The sequence below is a fragment of the Sphingosinicella sp. BN140058 genome (genome assembly GCF_004135585.1).
Taxonomy (GTDB): Bacteria; Pseudomonadota; Alphaproteobacteria; order Sphingomonadales; family Sphingomonadaceae; genus Allosphingosinicella.
In genome coordinates, this window is record NZ_CP035501.1 from 2,265,861 (window position 1) to 2,287,863 (window position 22,003).

The following is a 22,003-nucleotide window of genomic DNA, read 5'->3' on the forward strand; positions in this document are numbered from 1 at the left end:
TCGGGATGACGTTCCGCGGCCCCTTCGTCGCCGGCCTGGCGTGGCGCGCTTTCATCCTGCTCGTCACCAGCTTCGCCTTCGTCGCGGCGCTTGCGACCGAGGGCCTCGGCGCGGCGCGCCTGCTCGCCGCGGCGCTGTGCGGATGGGCGACCTGGGCGCTGTGGCGCTACATTCAGCGCACCAATCACGAGCTCGCCCGCTATCTGGAGGCGGTCAAGCTTGGCGATCTTTCGCAGAGTTTCTCGCAGCGCGGCGGCAGCGGCTTCAGCGAGGTCGGCGAGGCGCTCGAACAGGGCATCCAGCGCCTCCGCGACGAACGCCATCGGCTGACCGACGCAAGCCGCTTCTACGAGGCCGTGCTCGACGACGCGCCGACCCCGTTGGTGACGGTGAGCAGCGACGGCCGGATCGAGCTTGCGAACAAGGCGGCGCGGCGCCTGTTCGTGCGCCATCAGGGAATCCGCTTCGACGACTTCCGAATCTATGGCGAGACGTTCGCAAGGACGCTGACCGAGGACATGATCGGTCGCCCGCGGCTCGTGCCGCTGATGCTCGATGCCGTACCGCAGTCGGCCATGGTCAGCGCCGCCCTCGTGCACCGCCTCGGCGGCACCGTACGCGTTGTCGCCGTGCAGCCGATCCAGGGCGAACTCAACGCGGTCGAGATCGCCGCCCAGTCCGATCTGGTGCGGGTGCTCACCCACGAGATCATGAACTCGATGACGCCGGTGACGTCGCTTGCACGCTCCGCTGCCGATCTCATGGCCGAGGTGGACGACGGCTCCGATCCGACCGTGTCGGATGCGCGGGCGGCGGTCGAAACGCTCGCCCGGCGGGCGGACGGCGTGATGCATTTCGTCGAAAGCTACCGCCAGATCAGCCGCACGCCGGACGTTCGACGGAAGACTTTCGCGGTCGCACCGTGGGCACGCGAGCTCGAGAGCCTGTTCCGGGCCGGCGACATGGCGGAGGGTGTGCAATTGATCCTCTCCGTCACACCCGAAACGCTCAACATCGAGGTCGATCCGGATCTGATGGCCCAGGTGCTGATCAACCTGATGCGCAATGCCGCCGAGGCCGCGCGCGACCATGCGGCAGTACCGCGGATCGCGCTTTCATTCGCACTCATTCCGGGCAACCGGGTGCAGATCGAGGTTTCGGACAATGGCCCCGGCGTCCCCGAGAGCGTTGCCCAGGACGTATTCCTGCCATTCTTTACCACCAAGCCGAAAGGCACCGGCGTGGGGCTGAGCCTGGCCCGCCAAATCGTCCTCGCCCATCGAGGGTCGATCGGTCTCGGCGCGAGCGAAAGTGGCGGGGCGCTGTTCCGAATCATCGTCTGAAGCGCCTCGGGCGCCAGGCACTTCAGCCTAGCCCAATCAAACCTTCAGGCCAGCGCCGAATCGTCCGCGAGCTGCTCGGCTGGAATCGCATCGGCAAGGGTAAGCCCGTCGAGAATGCGCGCGGTCTCGTCTCGGACCATCAGCATGACCCGGTGGAGCCGGCATTTGTCCTCGGTCACGCAATTCTTGCACGGCTCGTAAGCGAGACGACTGGCGCAGGGCAGCAGCCCCAGCGAGCCGCGAGTCAGGCGGACGATCTCGCCATAGCTGATCTCCTGCGGCGGCCGCGCCAGCCAATAGCCGCCTTCGCGGCCGCGCCGGCTGGCGACGAGCCCTTCGCGAATCATCTGCGACAGCATCACCGTCAGGAATTTCGGCGGGATATTCTGGGCGTCGGCAATCTCGCTCAGCTGCACCGGGCCGGCACCAAAACGATCGCCCAGGTGGAGCAGCGCGCGGATTGTATAGCGCGTGCGTTGAGAAAGCATGGCGCCTCATGAACCTTGCGCGCCCAAATCGCAACCACTGAGGCACTGCCAATCGCACGCCGTCGAGCCTGAGCAATTCTGCCGTCGCTCAAGACGTTGACGACCGGCCTTATTCCCGGAATGCAGTCTCGGTCAGGCGGGTGATCGGCGTCAGAATATATTCCATCACCGTCCGCTTGTCGCCCTGCAGCGCGGCGTTGGTGACCATGCCGGTACCGATCGGCAGCGACTTGCCGTAGCGATCCTTGAGCGCATTGGCCTCGGTGCGCACCTGGACGGTGTAGAAGGTCTCACCGGTCCGCTCGTTGAGCACCGCATCGGGCGAGATCGCGACGACATGACCCTTGAGAGATCCATAGACGGACGGATCGTAGGCGGTGATGTCCACCTTCGCATTCTGACCTAGACGAACGAAGGCGATATCTTGCGGCCTGACATGGGTTTCGATCAGCAAGCTCTCTTCCGACGGCACGATTTCGACAAGCGGCGCCCCCGGCGAGACGGCAGCGCCGACGGTCGTCACCAGCACGCGATTGACGCGTCCGGGAAGCGGCGCCTTGACCGTGGTGCGGGCAACCCGCGCCTGAAGAGCAGGCAGCGTCGAGCGCCGCGCGGAAAGCTCCGCCTGCGCGGTGGCCAGCTCGTTGGCGGCGAGCGCGCGCCAATCCTGGCGCTGCTGGTTGAGCGCGGCGGTGGCCTCGCTGATCGAGGCGCGGGCCCGGGAGATGCTGGCGGCCGCCGCCGCGGCCTCGCTCTGCGCGACCGCAAAGGCGCTCTCCGCCTGCATCAGCGACAGGCGCGGCTCGATCCCGCGCTCGACCAGCGGCCGCAGGATCTTGACTTCGTTGGCACGGGCGTCGCGCGCGGAGACACGAGCTTCATAGGAGGCCTCCGCCTCCTGGACCGCGCGCTGTGCCTGCTGAATACGCGCGTTGCCGGCGTTCACCACGCTCGCGAGCTCGGCCATGCGCGACGCGTGGAGCGATCGCTCGATCATCATCTGATTCTGCATCACCGCACCGCGCGCCGCCGGATAGGACGGCTCGCGGCCGGCAACTTCCGCCTGCAGGCGGGCGATCTTGACCGACAGGGCATCGGCCGAGGCTTCGCCGCTGCCCAGCTCGGCGCCGGTCTGCGTCTGATCGAGGCGGACGAGTTCCTGTCCGGCTTTGACCTGCTGGCCGGTGCGGACGAGGATCGCCTCGACCACCCCGCCTTCGAGGTTGGAGACGACTTGCAGCTGCGACGAGGCGATGACGCGGCCGCTGCCGCGAACGGTGCGATCGAGCTCGGTCAGCGACGCCCAGATCACGAACGCGACGAAGAAGGCCAGGATCATCCAGAGCAGGATGTTCGACGCGGTCCGGGGACGGAGCTTGTCGGCATAATCTTCGAGGTGGCGCATCTCGTTCATGGTCAGGCCGCCTTCGGTCGGGTGATCTGCTTCAGCACCTCGTCGCGGGGGCCATCAGCCACCACCTTGCCCTTGTCGACGAGGATGATCCGCTTGACGAGCTGGAGGAGCGGCGGCCGGTGGGTGATCAGCACCAGGGTGCGATCCTTGAGCTCCACGTTCAGCCGCTGGATGAGCGCGGTCTCGGTCTGCGCGTCCATGGCGCTCGACGGCTCATCGAACAGCATGATCGGCGGGCGCCCGGCCAAGGCGCGGGCGATCGCGATCGACTGGCGCTGACCGCCGGACAGACCTTCACCCCGATCGGCGAGGCGCAGATCGTAGCCGTTGGCGATCTGTCCCATGAAGCTGTGCGTGCCGGATAGCTCGCAGGCGCGGAGCATTTCCTCGTCGTCGACATGCGCGCGGCCAAGCACGATATTCTCGCGCACCGAGCCGGTGAGCAGCACGCTCTCCTGCAGCGCGGCGCCCATGTTGGCGCGAAGCTCGAACGGATCGAGCTGTCGGATGTCGCTGCCGTCGACCATCACCAGGCCGTCTTCGGGCGGATAGAGACCGAGGATCAGGCGCGCGATCGTCGATTTGCCCGAGCCGACGCGGCCGAGCAGAGCGACATGCTCCCCCGGCTCGACGGTGAAGCTGATCCCGTCGAGCGCCTTTTCGGGGGAGCCCGGATAGCGGAAGCTGACGTTGCGGAATTCGATCTTACCCTTGAGATCGCGCAGCTTGAGCGCCTCGCCGGCCGGGCCTTCCGGCGGCGTCTCCATCAGTTCGTTGAGCTGGCGGTAGGCGGTCCGAGTCGAGGTGATGCGCGACAGGAGCTGCGAGATCTGGGCGAGCGGCGCGACCGCACGTCCGGCCAGGATCGAGCAGGCGATCAGGCCGCCCATGGTCATCTCGAGCGAGGCGATCTTCTCGACGCCGACGATGACCACGCCGGCATAGGAGACCGTTCCGGCCGAAGTGGCGGTGGTGATGCCAATGCTGGCGATCAGACGCGAGCGCATCGAGCTGTCCGAATGCTGACGCTGGGCGCGGGTCCAGCGGCTGGTGAGGAGCGGGCCGGCGCCGGATGCCTTCACCGTCTCCAGCCCACCGATGGTCTCGACCAGCACCGATTGCTTGGCGAGTCCCTCGCCCATCGACCGGGCGGCGAGCCGGTCCATCGCCGGCTGAGTCACCAGCCCCACGAGGACGACGAGCGGAATGGCGAGCAGCGGCACCAGCACCACCGATCCGCCGATGATCCAGACGACGAACAGGGTGAGCAGGATGAAGGGCAGATCGACGACCGCCGTCATCGTCGCCGACGCGAAGAAGTCGCGGAGCGCTTCGAGCTCGCGCATCAGCCCGGTCAGCGCGCCGGTGGAGCCCTTCTTGAGATCGAGCCGCAGCGCGAGCAGACGGCCGAACAGGGTCTCGCCGACATCCATGTCGATCGACGCGCCGGCCATGTCGACAAAATAGGCGCGCAGCAGCTTCAGGATGAAATCGAAGATGACCACGATGGCGAGGCCGATGGACAGCCCGATCAGCGACGAAATGGCATTGTTGGGCAGCACGCGGTCGTACACCGTCATGCTGAACAAAGCGGTCATCAGACCGAAGATGTTGATCATCACCGCGGCGAGCGCGACCTTGACGTAGGTGCTGCGGTTGCGGCGCATCGGCTCCATCAGCCAGGGCGCGAAGCGCGGCTTGGAGGCCTTGATCGACAGTTCGTTATTCACTTTGCCCCCCCACGGCCGCGGGATCGATGGCGAGCGCGTCGAGCAGCCCGCCGGTTCTGGACAGCAGCACATAGCGTGCCGCGTCGAGCTCGCTCAGCGACTGTATGAAGGCTGTCGCCGTCTCGAAATAGGAATTGTCGGCCTGAATGACATCGAAGATGTCGCCGCGGGAATTGAGGAAGCGTTCGAGCAGGACGTCGCGCGAGCGCCGGCTGGCGACGTAGCTGGCCTCCAGCGCCTTTAATTGCTCCTGCAGCGCCTGCACGTCGGACCAGGCGATCGACGCGTCGCGCGCCGCTTCTTCGCGCACGCGGCTGGCGCGCGCATCGGCCTGGGTGACCCGCGCCTCCGCCTGCGCCACTCGCGCTTCCGTGCCGCCGAACAGACGCTGGCGCAGGGTCAGGCGGCCGCGAATGTCGTAATCCTTGTCGGTCTCGAACACGCCATAGCGGCCGGCATCGACGCCGGCGCTGATCTGCGGGTAGCGGTCCCGCTTCGCCGCGATCGCTTCCTGGCGCGCCGAATCGGCGATCGCCTGCGCGGAGCGCGCCGCCGGAACGCTCATCGCGGCGAGCGCCGCAGCGTCCTTGCTGAAGGCGGGAAGCAGCGCCGCCGGCGCCCGCTCCAGCGACTCCGGCGGCGGCGCGCCGATCAGCTCGGTATAGCGCGCCTCGGCATCGGCGAGCACCCGGCGGAAGCGCGCCAGCCGAGTCTGGGATGAGGCGAGGTAGGATTCGACCCGGGCGGTGTCGCCCTGGGCAGAGACCCCTTGTCGGATCCGCTCGGCGACGGCGTCGCGCAATTCCTCCTGGTTGGCGACGAAGCCCTGAGTGACGGTAACGAGCGCCCGCGCCGCGAAGACGTCGTACCAGGCGCCGACGGCGCTGAGCGCAACGCGGTCGGCAGTCGCCTCGGTTTCCGCCGCGGCGGCACGAAGTCGGGCGCCGGCGGAAGCAACACGCGCTTCACTGGCGCCGAAATCGAAGATGGTCTGGGTGACGTTGAGCAGCGCATCGGTCCGCTGCTCCGGCCGCGAGCGCTCGACGATGTTGTTCGGATCGTTCGAGAACTCCCGATCCAGAATGTGGTAGGAGGAAACGCTGAGATCGATCGACGGCAGCCGCCGCTCGCGGGCCTCGGCAAGTACGGCGCGCGCCTCGGCGCCGGCGGCCCGTCCCTCCTGGGTCGCCGGGTGGCGCTTGACGGCGGCGCCGACGACGGCACGAAACCCCTCTTCGGAAGCCTGGCTGCGCGCGAGTTGCAGGATCGGATCCTTGGTCGGATCGATGGCCAGCGGATCGCTGCTCGGCTCGGGCAGGCTCGGCAGGGGCGAAGGCGCCTGGGCGAACGCCGGCATCGCCCCGTGAAGCGACACGGCAAGCACGAACGCTCTTGCAGCGAAAGACGACATGTCCTGCACCCCTCCCCGGCTCGGGCATTAGCGCCGTTCGGAAGGCAAAACTAGAAGAACTTCCTTCGTCTCAACGCATTGGCTGCCGAAGGTGCAGAAATGCGCCGGCCGCTAGCCCGAATTGCGCAGAGCCGTTGCGACCGCGTTGATCGAGAGTTCTATGCCTTCCCGAATTCGGGAATCGCTTTCACCGCCGCGGTGGCGCTTGAGCAATTCGATCTGGAGCAGGTTCAGCGGCTCGATATAGGGCAGCCGCAGGCGGATCGATGCGTCGAGAGCGGGCTTGTTCTCGAGCAGGCGCGATTGTCCGGTAATCGCCAGCAGGCAATCGTGGGTCTGATGCCAGGCGTCGCGGATACGGCCGAACACGGCGCGCCGCATCGCCGGATCTTCGACCAGCTCGGCATAGCGTGCGGCGATGCTCATGTCGGACTTGGCGAGGACCATCTCGAGATTGTCGAGCGTGGTCCGGAAGAACGGCCAGCCTTCCACCATCTCCCGCAGCATGGCGAGATCTTCGAATTCGCTCAGCGCCTGCCCCGCCCCGTACCAGCCGGGCAGCATCACGCGCGCCTGGGCCCAGCTGAACACCCACGGGATCGCCCGCAGATCCTCGATCCGCCCGGACGTGGTGCGGCTTGCGGGCCGGGAGCCGATCTTGAGCCCGGCAATCTCCGCGATCGGAGTCATCTGCCGGAAGAACTCCGGAAACCCTTCGGTGTCGTAGACGAGGCCGCGATAGGCGCGGAAGGCGGTTCCCGAAATCTGCGCCATTGCGCTGTAGAAACGCTCGCGGCGGCGCACCGATCTTTTTTCGAGGCTGGCGAGCATCGTCGCCGAGGCGATCGCCTCTAGATTGACGGCGGCGCTGTCACGGGTGCCGTATTTGGCGGCGATCACCTCGCCCTGCTCGGTGATCCGGATCCGCCCCTGAACGGTGCCATTGGGCTGGGCGCGGATCGCGGAGAAGCTCGAGCCGCCGCCACGGCCGACGGCGCCGCCGCGGCCGTGGAAGAGCTGCATCGCCGCGCCATGCCGCTCGAACACCTCGGCCAGCGCCCGGCTCGCCTGATGCAGCGACCACACCGAGGTCAGATAGCCGCCATCCTTGTTCGAATCGGAATAGCCGAGCATCACTTCCTGATGGCCGCGGGCCGCGGTCGGCGCCGAGACCTCGGGCAGCGACAGCCATTCAGTCATGATTGTCGGCCCCTGTTCGAGATCGCCGATCGTCTCGAACAGCGGCACCGCCATGATGTCCGCCTGCGGCGGCGTTCCCGGCCGCCAGAGCCCGGCTTCCTTGAGGAGGATGTTGACCTCCAGCAGATCGGAAACGCTCTCCGCCTTGGAGATGATGTAGGCGGTGATGCAGGCCGGGCCGTATCTGGCGTGGGCCTCGGCCGCGGCGCGGATGATCTCCAGCTCCGACCGGGTCTCGTCCGAATAGGTCGCGTAAGGGTTGGTGAGCAGCCGGCCGCCGGAAAGCTCGCTGCGCAGGAGCGACACCCGCCCGGCTTCGCTCAGCGCAAGATAATCCTCCTCGACTCCGGCGACTCTCAGCAATTCCGCAACGACCCGTTCGTGGACATCGGCATTCTGGCGTAGATCGAGGGTGGCGAGATGGAATCCGAACGTCTCGACCGCGCGGATCAGGCGGCCGAGCGCGCCGCTGCCGGCGAACAGCCCGGCGCCGCTGCGGCCGAGCGAGTGGGCGATGGCGGCGAGATCGGCGCGAAGTGCGGCCGGCGTGGGATAGGGGTCGGCGGCAACGCTGGCGCGGCGCGCCGGCTCGCGGCCGGTAAGCGTACGGTAGGTGGCGGCGAGACGCGCATAGATGCCGGTGAGCGCCCGCCGGTAGGGCTCGTCGCTGCGCGTCGACGACGCGTCGTGGGAGAGGCTGGCAAGCTCCGCCACGTCGGGCGTCACGTCGGCGAGCTCGGTCGAGATCGACAGCTCGGCGCCAAGCGCATGAACCTCCGCCAGATAATGCGAGAGCACGGCTTCGCAGGCGCGTCCGAGCGCGAGGCGGAGCGATTCGGCGTTGACGAACGGATTGCCGTCGCGGTCGCCGCCGATCCAGCTGCCCGGCTTGAGGAAGCTCTTCGGGCGCTTTCCGAGCACCCGCTCCCATCGGCCGTAGAGCGTCGGAAGGACCGGCACGAACACGTCGCGCAGATAGGCAAGCGCGGTTTCGACCTCGTCGGCGACGTACAATTTCTCGCGCCGAAGCGGCCGGGTCTGCCACAGCAAGGCGATCTGGCGGAGGATCGCGCCTTCGACGAGATCGCCGTCTTCGGTCTCTGCATTGCCCGCGTCGCGCTCCGCCATCAGCTCGGCGATGCGGTTGCGGTGGTCGATCATGCTCTTGCGCCGCACCTCGGTGGGGTGGGCGGTCAGCACCGGCACGATCAACGCCCGATCGAGCATCGCCGCGACGGCGGCATCATCGATGCCCTTCTCGCGCAATTCGGCAAGCGCCTCCTCGAAGCTCGAGCCGGGCTCGCGGGCGATGCCCTGGCGGTCCTCGGCAAGATTGGCGAGCATCGAGAACAGCATGAAGCCGCGGACGAAGGCGAGCGTCTCGTCGAGGCTGAGGCCTTCGAGCCCCAGATCCGCATCGGCATCGATGCCGCGATGGCGATCGACCGAGGTCTGGCGGATGTGCTCGATCCGCGCGAACAATTGATCGCCGCCATAAGCCCGGATGACGTCGCCGAGCAGCTTGCCGAGAAAGCGGATGTCGGGATTCTGCCCGATCGCGCGGCCGTTGCGCTGGGTTGCGGCTGGTTCGGTCACGGGCGCTTGATCATTCACGTGGTCGGTCCTCGCTCCGCCAGGCGGATGTGGGCATGTGCGCCGGGATATGCCCCGACGCACGATATCGGTCAGGCGGCGCGCTGGACCTCGGCGGCGAGAAAGGCGTCGACCGCGCTCGCGCATTCCCGCCCTTCGCGAATCGCCCAGACCACCAGGGACTGCCCACGGCGCATGTCGCCGCAGGCGAAGATGCGCGGGCTGGATGTCTGGTAGTCGCCGAACGCCGCCTTGACCGCTCCGGAGGGAGAGAGTTCGACGCCGGCATCGGCGACCGCACCCTGCTGCCGCGGACCAGTGAAGCCCATTGCGAGCAGGACGAGATCCGCCTTGATGTCGAACTCGGTGCCGGCGACAGGACGAATGATCATCCGCCCGTCGGTGTCGGGCACCATCTCCGAGCGGGCGCAGCGGACTCCGGTGACGCGGCCGTCCTCTCCGACGAACTCGGTGGTGACCACGGAGAATTCCCGCTCGGCGCCCTCTTCCTGGCTTGACGAGGTCCTGAGCTTGAGCGGCCAGTTCGGCCAGGTCAGCGCCTTGTTCTCGCGCAAGGGGGGCTGCGGCATGATCTCGAACTGGGTGACCGACGCCGCGCCCTGGCGGTTGGAGGTGCCGATGCAGTCGGAACCGGTGTCGCCGCCACCGATGACGAGGACATGCTTGCCCTCGGCAGAGATGGTGGAATTGCCCGCGGCGCGCGATTCCGGATCGCCAGCGTTGCGCTTGTTCTGCTGGGTGAGGAAATCCATCGCGAAGTGCACGCCGTCGAGGTCGCGACCTGGGATCGGCAGATCGCGGGGCTGCTCGGCGCCGCCGGCGAGGACGAGCACGTCATAATCGTCCATCAGACGCTCGACGGTGACATCGACGCCGACGTTCATGCCGCAGCGGAAGATCACGCCTTCGATCTCCATCTGCTGCATGCGGCGGTCGATATGGTGCTTCTCGAGCTTGAAATCGGGGATGCCGTAGCGGAGCAGGCCGCCGATCCGATCGTTCTTTTCGAACACCGTTGGGGCGTGGCCGGCACGGGCAAGCTGCTGGGCGCAGGCGAGGCCGGCGGGGCCGGAGCCGACCACGGCGATCCGCTTGCCGGTGCCGCGGCGCGCCTGCTGCGGCTTCACCCAACCCTCGTTCCAGGCGGTGTCGGCGATCTCGCGCTCGATCGACTTGATCGTCACGGGCGCGTCGACGAGGTTCAGGGTGCAGGCGGCTTCGCACGGCGCCGGGCAGATCCGGCCGGTGAATTCCGGGAAATTGTTGGTCTGGTGGAGGCGATCGATCGCCGCCTTCCAGTCCTGCTTGTAGACGAGATCGTTCCAGTCCGGGATCAGGTTGTTGACCGGACAGCCGCCGTGACAGAACGGGATTCCGCATTCCATGCAGCGCGACGCCTGGCGACCGACCGTCTCGCGGCCGGGCTCCTCGACGAATTCGTTCCAGGTCTTGAGGCGCTCCGCGGGCGGCGCAGCGGCACGGTCGCGGCGGTCGACTTCGAGGAAGCCGGTCGGGTTACCCATGTTCTCGCTCCAGATTCTATTCGGCCGCGACGGCCGTTTCCATTTCCATGTCGGTCAGCGCCCGGCGATATTCGGAGGGCACGACCTTGACGAAGTGGGCGAGCGCATTGCCCCAGTCCTCGAGCAACGCCCGCGCCCGGGCGCTGCCGGTGGCGAGGTGGTGCCGCTCGAGCAGGATGCGCAGCCGCTCCGCGTCGTAGCGCAGCGGATGGCCCATGCCGTTGTCGTGCACGCTCGTGCCCTTCTGGCGCGGCATGCCCTCGCCGTAGGAGGAGCCGGCGGCCGCGATCGGCTCGAGCTCGATGCCGGCGCGGTTGCACTGCGCTTCGAGCTTGCCGTCCGGATCGTAGACGTAGGCGATGCCGCCGGACATGCCGGCCGCGAAGTTGCGGCCGACCGCCCCCAGCACCACGACGACGCCGCCGGTCATATATTCGCAGGCGTGATCGCCGGCGCCTTCGACGACCGCTACGGCGCCCGAGTTTCGAACCGCGAAGCGCTCGCCGGCGACGCCGTTGAAATAGGCCTCCCCTGCGATGGCGCCGTACAGCACGGTGTTGCCGACGATGATGTTGGCGGCCGCGTCCCGCTTCGCTTCGGCGGGCTGGCGAATCACGATGCGACCGCCGGAGAGGCCCTTGCCGACATAGTCATTCCCGTCGCCGGTCAGCTCGAGCGTGATGCCGTGGGCGAGAAACGCGCCGAAGCTCTGGCCGCAGGTGCCGGTCAGGCGGATGCCGATCGTATCCGGCGCGAGCCCTTCATGGCCGTGCCGCCGCGCCAGCTCGCCCGACAGCATCGTGCCGACGCTGCGATGGACGTTACGCACCGGACGATCGATCAGCACCGGCGCACCATTGTCGAGCGCGGGCGCCGCCGCTTCGATCAGCTCGCGGTCGAACACGCCGTCGAGACCGTGCCGTTGCTGTTCCGAGTTCCAGCGCGCCGCCTGCGCATCCACATGCGGCACGTGCAGGAGGGAAGACAAGTCGACCCCTTCGGCCTTCCAGTGCGCAATCGCCGGCCGCGCGTCGAGCAGCTCCGGGCGGCCGATCATCTCTTCGAGCTTGCGCACACCGAGAGACGCCATGATCTCGCGCAGCTCTTCGGCGACGAAGAAGAAATAGTTGATCACATGCTCGGGCTGGCCGGTGAAGCGCTTGCGCAGCAGCGGATCCTGGGTGGCGACGCCGACCGGGCAGGTATTGAGATGGCATTTGCGCATCATGATGCAGCCGGCGGCAATCAGCGGCGCGGTGGCGAAGCCGAACTCGTCGGCCCCCAGCACCGCCGCGATGGCGACGTCTCTGCCCGTGCGGAGGCCGCCGTCCGCCTGGACCGAGATGCGGCTGCGGAGGCCGTTGAGCACCAGCGTCTGCTGAGTCTCGGCAAGGCCGATCTCCCAGGGCAGACCGGCATGGGTCAGCGAGGTCAGCGGCGACGCGCCGGTGCCGCCTTCGAAGCCGGAGATGGTGACATGGTCGGCCATCGCCTTGGCGACGCCCGCGGCGACCGTGCCGACGCCGACTTCGGACACCAGCTTGACCGAGATGCGCGCGCGCTCGTTCACGTTCTTGAGATCGTGGATCAGCTGGGCGAGATCCTCGATCGAATAGATGTCGTGGTGCGGCGGCGGCGAGATCAGGCCGACACCCGGCGTGGAGTGACGCACGGCGGCGATGTGCCGGTCGACCTTATGGCCGGGAAGCTGGCCCCCCTCGCCGGGCTTGGCGCCCTGCGCGACCTTGATCTGGAGATCGTCGGCATTGACCAGATATTCGGTCGTGACGCCGAACCGCCCCGAGGCGATCTGCTTGATCCGCGAGCGCATCGAGTCGCCGTTGTCCATGGGCTTGAAGCGATCCCGCTCCTCGCCACCCTCACCGGTGTTTGAGCGTGCGCCGATCCGGTTCATCGCCACCGCAAGGGTGGTGTGCGCCTCGCGGCTGATCGAGCCGAAGCTCATCGCCCCGGTCGCAAAGCGCTTGACCAGCGACGTCGCCGATTCAACCTCCTCGAGCGGCACCGCCGGTCCGGCCGGCTTCAGCTGCAGCAGGCCGCGGATGGTCAGCAGGCGCTTGTTCTGGGAGTTGATCTCGTCCGCGAACAGTCGGTATTTCTCGGGAATGTCGCCGCGCACCGCATGCTGCAGGTTGGCGACGCTCTCCGGAGTCCAGGCATGGTCCTCGCCGCCGATGCGGTAGGCGTAGCTGCCGGCGATCGGCAGCGCTTCGGACGTCGAACGGGCAAAGGCCTCGCGATGACGGCGGGCTGCCTCTTCCGCGATCTGATCGATGCCGGCGCCCTCGATCATCGTCGCGGTGCCGGTGAAATATTTCTCGACGAGCGGCGTTGCGAGGCCGACCGCGTCGAAGATCTGGGCACCGCAATAGCTCTGGTAGGTGGAGATGCCCATCTTGGACATCACCTTGAGCATGCCCTTGCCGACCGCCTTGATATAGTTCTTGCGAACCTCTTCCTCGGACAGCGGCACCTCACCCTTGACCCGCAGGGCGTCGAGCGTCTCGAAGGCGAGATAGGGGTTGATCGCCTCGGCACCATAGCCGGCGAGCACGCAGAAATGATGCACTTCACGTGCTTCGCCGGTCTCGACGACGAGGCCGGTCTGCATGCGCAGCCCCTGGCGGATGAGGTGGTGGTGGACGGCGCCGGTGGCGAGCGCCGCAGGAATCGGCACGCGATCCGCACCGACGTTGCGATCGGAGATGATCAGCACGTTGATGTCGGCGAGCACCGCTTCGGTCGCCTCCCAGCACAGGCGTTGGAGCGCGGCTTCGAGCGCCTTGCCGCCGCCCCCTTCGGGCCAGCTCGCGTCGAGCGTGCGGGTCCGGAAGGCGCCGTCGAGCACGTCGCGGATCGACCGGATCTTCTCCAGATCCTCGTTGGTGAGGATGGGCTGGGCGACTTCGAGACGCTTGTGGCTGCCGGCATGATGGCCGAGCAGATTGGGGCGCGGGCCGATCATCGACACCAGGGACATCACCATAGCTTCGCGGATCGGGTCGATCGGCGGGTTGGTGACCTGTGCGAAATTCTGCGAGAAATAATCGTAGAGCAGCTTGGGCCGGCGCGAAAGCACCGCGATCGGCGTGTCGGTGCCCATCGATCCGATCGGATCGTCGGCATTGCGGCCCATCGGGGCGAGGAAGAGTTTCAGATCCTCTTCCGAATAGCCGAACGCCTTCTGGACGCGGCCGAGTTCGTCGGCGGCGCGGCTGCGCTCCGGCGAATCCTCGCTTGCCGGCAGACTTTCCAGCCGGAACTGGGTCTCACGCAGCCAGTCGCCATAAGGATGCGCCTGCGCGAGTTCGGCCTTGATCTCTTCGTCCTCGACGATCCGTCCCTGTTCGAGATCGATCAGCAGCATGCGGCCGGGCTGGAGCCGCCACTTGCGCAGGATCCGCTCTTCCGGGATCGGCAGGGTGCCGCTCTCCGACGCCATGATGATCCGGTCGTCGTCGGTGACGGTGAAGCGCGCGGGCCGCAGGCCGTTGCGATCGAGGGTGGCGCCGATCTGGCGGCCGTCGGTGAAGGCGATCGCGGCGGGGCCGTCCCACGGCTCCATCAGGGCGGCATAATATTCGTAGAAGGCGCGGCGCTGCGCATCCATCTGGGCGTTGCCGGCCCAGGCTTCCGGGATCAGCAGCATCACCGCGTGCGGCAGCGAATAACCGCCGGCGACGAGCAGCTCGAGCGCATTGTCGAGGCTTGCCGTGTCCGACTGGCCATGCGGGATCAGCGGCCACATCTTGTCGAGGTCGGCCCCGAGCAGCGGCGATTCGAGCGTGCGGCGGCGGGCGTTCATCCAGTTGACGTTGCCGCGCACCGTGTTGATCTCGCCATTGTGGGCGATGAACCGGAACGGGTGGGCGAGCTTCCACGACGGGAAGGTGTTGGTCGAGAAGCGCTGGTGCACGAGCGCCAGCGCCGACCTGGTGAGCGGATTCTGCAGGTCCTTGTAGAAGGTACCGACCTGGGTCGCGAGCAACAGGCCCTTGTAGATGATCGTCCGGCTGGAGAAGCTCGGGATGTAGAATTCGGCAAGGCCGGGCAGATCGCGTTTCTCGGCGAGCTCCGACAGCGGGTTCTGCGTCTGCTTGCGGATGGTGAGCAACTTGCGCTCGAACGCATCCTGGTCCTTGATCCGGTCGCCGCGACCGACGATCGCCTGCCGGATCACCGGCATGGCGGCGACGATGGTCGGGCTCATGCCGGTGGGATCGACCGGCACGTCGCGCCAGCCGAGCAGGGTCTGGCCCTCGATCTCGACATAACGTTCGAGCCGCGCGACCGCGGCCTCGCGGCTTTCGGCATCGCGCGGCAGGAAGCACATCGCCACCGCATAATCGCCTTCGGGCGGCAGGGTGATGCCCTGCCCCTCCGCCCAGTGGCGGAACAAAGCGTCGGGAAGCTGGATCAGGCAGCCGGCGCCGTCACCGATCAGCGGATCGGCACCGACCGCGCCGCGATGATCGAGATTGGCCAGAATCTGCAGGCCGTCGCGGATGATGTCGTTCGACTTCTCGCCCTTGATGTTGGCGATGAAGCCGACGCCGCAGGCGTCCTTCTCGTTGCGGGGGTCGTAGAGTCCCTGCTTTTCCGGCGCTTTCACCATCTAAGTGCCCGTCCGTAGTTCATAGGCCCTGATCGCGGCTTCGCTGGCCATGGTCAGGGCGATTTCATCCAAGCCTCCCAGCAAACATTCGCGCCGGAAGGGATCCAATTCGAAACTGAAGCGGTCCTGGAGCGGCGACGTTACCGTCATCGTCTCCAGGTCGACCGTGAGAGGAAGCTCTTCGGCAACGCTCAGAAGCCGGTCCACTGCCCCCTGTGGAAGGACTACCGTCAGGATCCCATTTTTAAAAGCGTTGCCGGAAAAAATATCCGAAAAGCTAGGCGCTACGACCACTCGGATGCCGAGATCGGCAAGCGCCCAGGCGGCGTGCTCCCGGCTCGATCCGCAGCCGAAATTGTCGCCGGCGATGAGGATCGGCGCGCCCGCAAAGGCGGGATCGTCGAACACGTTTCCATCTTCGGCGCGGATCGATCCGAACGCGTGCCTGCCCAGGCCGGATCGCTGAGTCGTTTTAAGATGCTCGGCGCCGATGATCACGTCGGTGTCGACATTCTTGCGGCCGAGTGGGATCGCCCGTCCTTCGACGCAAGTGAACGGAGTCATCGCACCAGCTCCCGCACGTCGGCGAGACGGCCGGTCACGGCCGCCGCCGCCGCCATCGCTGGCGAGACGAGATGGGTGCGCGAGCCCGGCCCCTGACGGCCGACGAAGTTGCGATTGGAGGTAGACGCGCAGCGCTCGCGCGGGGGAACCTTGTCCGGGTTCATCGCGAGGCACATCGAGCAGCCGGGCTCGCGCCATTCGAAGCCGGCCTCGGTGAAGATGCGGTCGAGGCCTTCCGCCTCGGCCTGGCGCTTGACCAGACCGGAACCGGGAACGACCAGCGCCTGCTTGATCCGATTGCTGATCTTGCGGCCCCGGACCACATCGGCGGCCTGGCGGAGATCCTCGATGCGGCTGTTGGTGCAGCTGCCGATGAAAATGTGCTCGACGGTGACGTCCTGCAACGCGGTCCCCGCGGTCAGGCCCATATATTCGAGCGAGGCGCGTGCTGCCGCCTGCTTGGCCGGATCCGCAAAGCTCTCGGGATCGGGAATCGTGCCGGTGATCGGGGCGACGTCTTCGGGACTGGTACCCCACGTGACGGTCGGCGCGATATCGGCAGCATCCAGCCGCAACGATGCGTCGAAATGCGCGCCTTCGTCGGTGGCAAGCGCCTTCCAGGCCTCGACCGCCCGCGTCCAGGCCTCGCCTTTCGGCGCCAATGGACGATCCTTCAGATAGGCAAAGGTCTTGTCGTCCGGCGCGAACAGGCCGGAGCGGGCACCGGCCTCGATCGACATGTTGGCGACGGTGAGACGCCCCTCGATGCTCATGTCACGGAGGGTCGAGCCGCGATATTCGAGCACATAGCCGGTGCCGCCGGCGGCGCCGAGCCGGCCGATGATGGCCAGGATCAGATCCTTGGGCGAGACGCCGAAGCCGAGTTCGCCCTCGACCCGAATCTCCATCGTCTTGGACGGCTTGAGCAGCAAAGTCTGGGTGGCGAGGACATGCTCGACCTCGCTGGTGCCGATGCCGAAGGCGAGCGCGCCCATCGCCCCATGCGCCGCAGTGTGGCTGTCGCCGCAGACGACGGTGGTGCCGGGCAGCGTGAAGCCCTGCTCCGGCCCGACGACATGGACGATGCCCTGCTCGGCGGCGGTCGCCTCGATATAGGGCACCGAGAATTCGGCGACGTTGGCCTCCAGCGCGGACAGCTGGCCGGCACTGGCCGGGTCCGCGATCGGGAGTCGCCGGCCGGCGGCATCGACGCGCGCAGTGGTCGGGAGATTGTGATCGGCCACGGCCAGAGTGAGATCCGGACGGCGCACGCGGCGGCCGGCGACCCGCAGGCCCTCGAAAGCCTGCGGCGAGGTCACCTCATGGACGAGATGCCGGTCGATGTAGATCAGCGCCGTCCCGTCGGGGCGCTGCTCGACGACGTGCGCGTCCCAGATCTTCTGGTAGAGGGTGCGGGGAGAGCTCACGCGCAGCAGCCCCGGTTGATCGCCAGATGCTCGGTCATGGCGTTGTGCCGGTCCAGCCGCTCCTGCAACTTGTCGCGCACGCGGGCACCGAAGGCGGAGCAACTGACGTCTCCGCCGAGGTCAGCGGTGCGGGCACCGTCCAGCAAAGCCTGTTCGAGCGCGTTGTTCAGCATCGCCGCCTGTTCGGGCAAGCCGAGGCCGAGTTCGAGCAGCATCGCCGCGCTGGCGATCGCCCCGGCCGGGTTGGCGATGTCGAGGCCGGCGATATCGGGCGCCGAGCCGTGGATCGGCTCGAACATCATCGGCCCGTCCTCGCCGCGGCTGGCCGAGCCGAGCAGGCCGATCGAGCCGCCGATGACCGACAGCTGGTCGGACAATATGTCGCCGAACAGATTCTCGGTGAGGATCACGTCGAAGCGGCCCGGGGCCGACACCAGCGCCATCGCGGCGGCATCGACATACATGTGATCGAGTGCGACGTCGGGATAGTCACCGGCGACCTCCTCGACGATCCGGCGCCACAATTTCGAGGTGGCGAGCACATTGGCCTTGTCGACCGACGTCACCTTGCTGCCGCGGCGGCGTGCCTCGCGAAATGCGACATGGGCGATCCGCTCGACCTCGGCGCGGGAATAGGTGCACAGATCGCTGGCGAAATCCTCGCTCTGCGTGCGCTCGCCGAAATAAAGGCCGCCGGTCAGCTCGCGCACGACCAGAATGTCCGCGCCGGTGGCGACGCTCGCCTTCAGCGGCGAGAAACTCTCCAGCCCCGGGATCACGCGGGAAGGCCGCAGATTGGCGAACAGGCCGAGTGCGCTGCGCAGGCCGAGCAGCCCCACTTCGGGCCGCTTTTCGGCCTTGTCCCACTTCGGCCCGCCGACGGCACCGAGGAAGACGGCGTCGGAATTGCGGCAGGCGCGCAGGGTCGATTCCGGGAGCGGATCGGCATGGGCATCGATGCCGGCGCCGCCGAACGGATGTTCCTCGAAGCGGAAGCCGAGCTCGAAATGGTCCGACAGCATGGTGAGGCAGTGTATCGCCTCCCTGGTCACTTCCGGTCCGATGCCGTCTCCCGGCAATATGACGATCCTGGTCACTCTTCTTGTCCTTTGAATCAGGCGGCCTTGGCGCCGGCCGAGAAGCTGCCGCGCACCGCCCGCACCGCTTCGGCGTTGGACGCAGCATCGATATAGGCCGAAACGCAGCAGGGGAGGATGTCCCGCGCCCGCGCACGGCCGGAGAAGATTTCGCCCTCAACCTCGATCTGGATCTCGACGAGCACGTTGGCGCATTGCTCGTCGGGGCAGGTCTGCCCCGGATCGGCGGCGATATATTGCATGTCGAGCGCGTGGACTCGCGCCGGAACGCGGATCATCTGGCTGACCGCGGAGAAGGCGGCGTCGAGCGCCCCGGGCGCAGAGGCGATGTCGGTGACCCGGCCGCGCTCGCCATGTTCGAGCTCGACTCGGGCGACCGGATGGCCTTTGGCCGCGACGGGCGCGCGGATGTCGACCTTGTTCAGCTTCCACAGCCGCTGCGGCCGGCCGCTTTCCTGCTCCGAGAGCAAGGCCAGCAAGCGCGCGGTGTCGACGATGCCGACCTCGTCCGCGACCGCGCGGAAAGCGGCGAAAGCGGTTTCGAGCTTTTCCCCCTGAAGCACATAGCCGAGCGCCTGGGCGCGCGCGGCGAGCGCGTGCCGGCCGCTATGCTTGCCCAGCACGATCGCCTCGGTGGTAAGGCCGATATCCTCCGGCTTCATGATCTCGTAGGTTTCGCGATTCTGCAGGATGCCGTGCTGGTGGATCCCGGATTCGTGCGCGAAGGCATTGGCGCCGACGATCGACTTGTTGCGCGCCGGCTTGGTGTTGGTGATCTGGGCGAGCGTGCGGCTCGCCGCCATGATCTTGGTGCTGTCGACGTTGGTGCGGACGCCGAACGCATCCGAGCGGGTGCGAATGGCCATCACGAGATCCTCAAGCGCGCAATTGCCGGCGCGCTCGCCGATGCCGTTGACGGCGCATTCGACCTGGCGTGCCCCGCCGCGGATGGCGGCGAGGGAGTTCGCCACCGCCATGCCGAGATCGTCATGATTGTGGGCGGAAAAAATCACGTCGGGGGCCCGATCGACATGGCTCGACAGAAAGCGGAACAGGTCGAAGATCTCGTCAGGGGTGGTGTAGCCGACCGTATCCGGAACGTTGAGGACGCCGGCGCCCGCGGCAGCGGCGGCGGAAAGGCATTCGACGAGATAATCGCGCTCGGTGCGGATCGCATCTTCGGCCGAGAATTCGACATCGTCGGTGAATTCGCGGGCGTACGCGATCGCGGTGCGGATGTTCTCCAGCACCGTCTCACGGCTCATGTGCAGTTTGAACTCGCGGTGGAGCGGACTGGTGCCGATGAAGACGTGGATGCGCCGCCGTGCCGCCGGGGCGAGCGCATTTCCGGCGGCGAGGATGTCGCCACGGGTGGCGCGGGCCAGCGAGGCGATCACCGGACCGTCGATCTGCCGGGCGATATCGGCAATCGCGTCCGAATCGCGCTGGCCGGAGGCGGCGAAGCCGGCTTCGATCACGTCGACGTTCAAGGCTGCGAGCGCCCTCGCCATGCGCAGCTTGCCGTCGGGCGTCATCGAGAAGCCCGGCGCCTGTTCGCCGTCGCGCAGGGTGGTGTCCAGGATACGGACGGTGTCGGTCATTGCACTGTCCCTTGGGTGGGTTCGGGGCTGAAGCAGCAGACGGCCTCGACGTCGTAGAGCCGCTGGAGGTGGCCGGCGACGATGCCGAGGTTGCGGCCGGCATCGCGTGGCCTCAGATCGAGCGCGAGTGCGCCGCGGCCGTCGCCGGCTTCGGTCATGCGAATGCCGCGCACTTCGAAGCCGCGGCGCTCGACCAGGCCGATCATGCGCAGCACGGCCCCTTCGTTCATCGCGAAGTCGATTTCCAGCCGATGGCTCATTTGCGCTTCTCCATCATCTGGACGTTGGAGCTGTTGGGCGGAACCAGCGGCCAGACGTTTTCGCGCGGATCGATCCGGACGTGGCAAAGGATTGGGCCATGGGTGGAGAGCAGCCGCGTGATCGCCGCCGGCACTTCGGAGCGATGATCGATGGTGAACGCCTCGATCCCGAAGGCGTGGGCGAGATCGGCGAAATCCGGATTGTCGCTGAGATCGATCTCCGAGAAATTCTCCTCGAAGAACAATTCCTGCCACTGCCGGACCATGCCGAGCTGCGAATTGTCGATCAGCACGATCTTCAGCGGCAGGCGGTAACGCCGGAGCGTCGCCAGTTCCTGGATGTTCATCATGATCGAGCCGTCACCGCTGACCGTGATCACCGTCGCATCAGGGTCGGCGAGCAGCGCGCCGATGCCGGCGGGCACGCCGTAGCCCATCGTGCCGAGCCCGGCGGAAGTCAGATGCGCCTGAGGCCGGGAGAAGCGACAATGCTGCGCAACCCACATCTGATGCTGTCCGACGTCGCAGGTGAAGATCGCATCGTCGCCGGCGGCCTCGGACAGCTGCTTGAGCATCGCCGGAGCGTAGATGCCGTTACCGGGGGCATCGTAGGACATCGCCCACATTGCCTTCTGCTCGCGGCATTGTGCCCTCCACGCGTCGGCATGCGCGGGCCGCGCAGTCAAGGCATCGAGGATGTCCGAAACATTGCCGGAGATACCCACCTCGGCGCGCCGCAGCTTGCCGATTTCGAACGGATCACCGTCGATGTGGATCACCTTGGCCTTGGGCGCGAAGGTGTCGAGCTTGCCGGTGGCCCGATCGTCGAACCGGGCGCCGACGCAGATCAGCAGATCGCACGTGTCGATCGCCATGTTGGCGGCGCGCATGCCGTGCATGCCGAGCATGCCGAGAAAGTCGGGATCGTCGGTCGGGATTCCGCCAAGGCCCTTCAGGGTGGCGACGGCGGGGATGCCGCTCCGCTTCGCGAAGGCGCGCAGCGACGGCTCGGCACGGGCGATGGCGATGCCGCCACCGAAATAGAGGATGGGCGCGCGCGCTTCGGCGATCAGCGCATTGGCTTTGGCGATCGCGGCAGGATCGGCAGCCGGGTGCGCGAACCGTTCGACGACGACCGGGTTCGGCACCGCCGCACCCACGCCCATGTCCTTCGGCAAGTCGATCAGAACCGGCCCGGGCCGGCCGCTACGCGCGAGCTCGAACGCTTCGGCGAAGACCTGCGGGATTTCGGCGGTGCTCCGGATGATGAAGCTGTGCTTCACGATCGGCAGGGTGATGCCGAAGATGTCGACTTCCTGAAAGGCGTCCGTGCCGATCAGCGATGTCGCCACCTGTCCTGTGATCGCGACCATCGGCACGCTGTCCATGAAGGCATTGGCGATTCCGGTGACGAGGTTGGTGGCGCCGGGGCCCGACGTTGCGATACAGACGCCCGGCTCCCCGGTCACCCGGCCGTAGGCGTCGGCAGCGAGCGCCGCGCCCTGTTCGTGCCGAACCAAAATGTGCTGCAGGTTCGATCCCGGCAGCGCGTCGTAGAGCGGCATGATCGCTCCGCCGGGATAGCCGAAGACGGTGCGCACGCCCTCACGCTCGAGCGCCTCGACGACGAGCCGTGCACCGGTGACCGGGCGGGCAGCCGCTTCGGGCGCGAGGGTGCGGGCGTGCGCCTTCACG

General features: G+C 67.1%; 14 protein-coding genes. 1 reads left to right on the forward strand and 13 read right to left on the reverse strand.

Translation table 11 applies throughout. The features are described from left to right. The first annotated feature begins 5 nt into the window (after positions 1-5). Positions 6-1,343, forward strand: coding sequence for a PAS domain-containing sensor histidine kinase (locus ETR14_RS10200; protein ID WP_129384505.1), 1,338 nt, complete (start codon positions 6-8; stop codon positions 1,341-1,343). Positions 1,344-1,387: 44 nt separating this feature from the next. On the opposite strand, the gene ETR14_RS10205 is transcribed toward ETR14_RS10200, so the two are convergent. The 13 genes from ETR14_RS10205 to ilvG form a co-directional block, all read right to left on the reverse strand. Further along, positions 1,388-1,831 (reverse strand): Rrf2 family transcriptional regulator, encoded by a 444-nt coding sequence (locus ETR14_RS10205; RefSeq protein ID WP_129384506.1) that lies wholly within the window; start codon positions 1,829-1,831, stop codon positions 1,388-1,390. 109 nt (positions 1,832-1,940) lie between these two features. Further along, positions 1,941-3,245: an HlyD family type I secretion periplasmic adaptor subunit gene (locus ETR14_RS10210; protein WP_243455849.1), complete on the reverse strand. Its 1,305-nt coding sequence runs from the start codon at positions 3,243-3,245 to the stop codon at positions 1,941-1,943. Positions 3,246-3,247: 2 nt separating this feature from the next. Then, positions 3,248-4,921 (reverse strand): type I secretion system permease/ATPase, encoded by a 1,674-nt coding sequence (locus ETR14_RS10215; protein WP_243455912.1) that lies wholly within the window; start codon positions 4,919-4,921, stop codon positions 3,248-3,250. Positions 4,922-4,967: 46 nt separating this feature from the next. After that, positions 4,968-6,386, reverse strand: a complete 1,419-nt coding sequence (locus ETR14_RS10220; RefSeq protein WP_129384508.1) for a TolC family protein — start codon at positions 6,384-6,386, stop codon at positions 4,968-4,970. A gap of 111 nt (positions 6,387-6,497) precedes the next feature. Then, on the reverse strand, positions 6,498-9,182 hold the full coding sequence (gene ppc / locus ETR14_RS10225) for a phosphoenolpyruvate carboxylase (RefSeq protein WP_243455850.1): 2,685 nt from the start codon (positions 9,180-9,182) through the stop codon (positions 6,498-6,500). Positions 9,183-9,271: 89 nt separating this feature from the next. Next, positions 9,272-10,723 carry a glutamate synthase subunit beta gene (locus ETR14_RS10230; RefSeq protein WP_129384510.1) on the reverse strand — a complete coding sequence of 484 codons (1,452 nt, stop codon included), beginning with the start codon at positions 10,721-10,723 and terminating at the stop codon, positions 9,272-9,274. Between the two features lie 16 nt (positions 10,724-10,739). Continuing rightward, a complete protein-coding gene (gene gltB / locus ETR14_RS10235; RefSeq protein WP_129391660.1) occupies positions 10,740-15,356 on the reverse strand; it encodes a glutamate synthase large subunit in 4,617 nt (1,538 codons plus the stop codon). A gap of 3 nt (positions 15,357-15,359) precedes the next feature. Further along, on the reverse strand, positions 15,360-15,923 hold the full coding sequence (gene leuD, locus ETR14_RS10240) for a 3-isopropylmalate dehydratase small subunit (protein WP_129384511.1): 564 nt from the start codon (positions 15,921-15,923) through the stop codon (positions 15,360-15,362). After that, entirely contained in the window at positions 15,920-17,350 is a 1,431-nt protein-coding gene (gene leuC / locus ETR14_RS10245) for a 3-isopropylmalate dehydratase large subunit (protein WP_129384512.1), read from the reverse strand. The genes leuD and leuC overlap by 4 nt, the downstream gene beginning before the upstream one ends. Next, on the reverse strand, positions 17,347-18,447 hold the full coding sequence (gene leuB, locus ETR14_RS10250) for a 3-isopropylmalate dehydrogenase (RefSeq protein WP_129384513.1): 1,101 nt from the start codon (positions 18,445-18,447) through the stop codon (positions 17,347-17,349). The genes leuC and leuB overlap by 4 nt, the downstream gene beginning before the upstream one ends. Before the next feature lie 17 nt (positions 18,448-18,464). Further along, entirely contained in the window at positions 18,465-20,048 is a 1,584-nt protein-coding gene (locus tag ETR14_RS10255; protein ID WP_129384514.1) for a 2-isopropylmalate synthase, read from the reverse strand. Next, positions 20,045-20,308 carry an ACT domain-containing protein gene (locus tag ETR14_RS10260; RefSeq protein WP_129384515.1) on the reverse strand — a complete coding sequence of 88 codons (264 nt, stop codon included), beginning with the start codon at positions 20,306-20,308 and terminating at the stop codon, positions 20,045-20,047. Before ETR14_RS10260 ends, ETR14_RS10255 begins: the two co-directional genes overlap by 4 nt. Next, positions 20,305-22,002 carry an acetolactate synthase 2 catalytic subunit gene (gene ilvG / locus ETR14_RS10265; protein ID WP_129384516.1) on the reverse strand — a complete coding sequence of 566 codons (1,698 nt, stop codon included), beginning with the start codon at positions 22,000-22,002 and terminating at the stop codon, positions 20,305-20,307. The genes ETR14_RS10260 and ilvG overlap by 4 nt, the downstream gene beginning before the upstream one ends. Position 22,003: the final 1 nt, after the last annotated feature.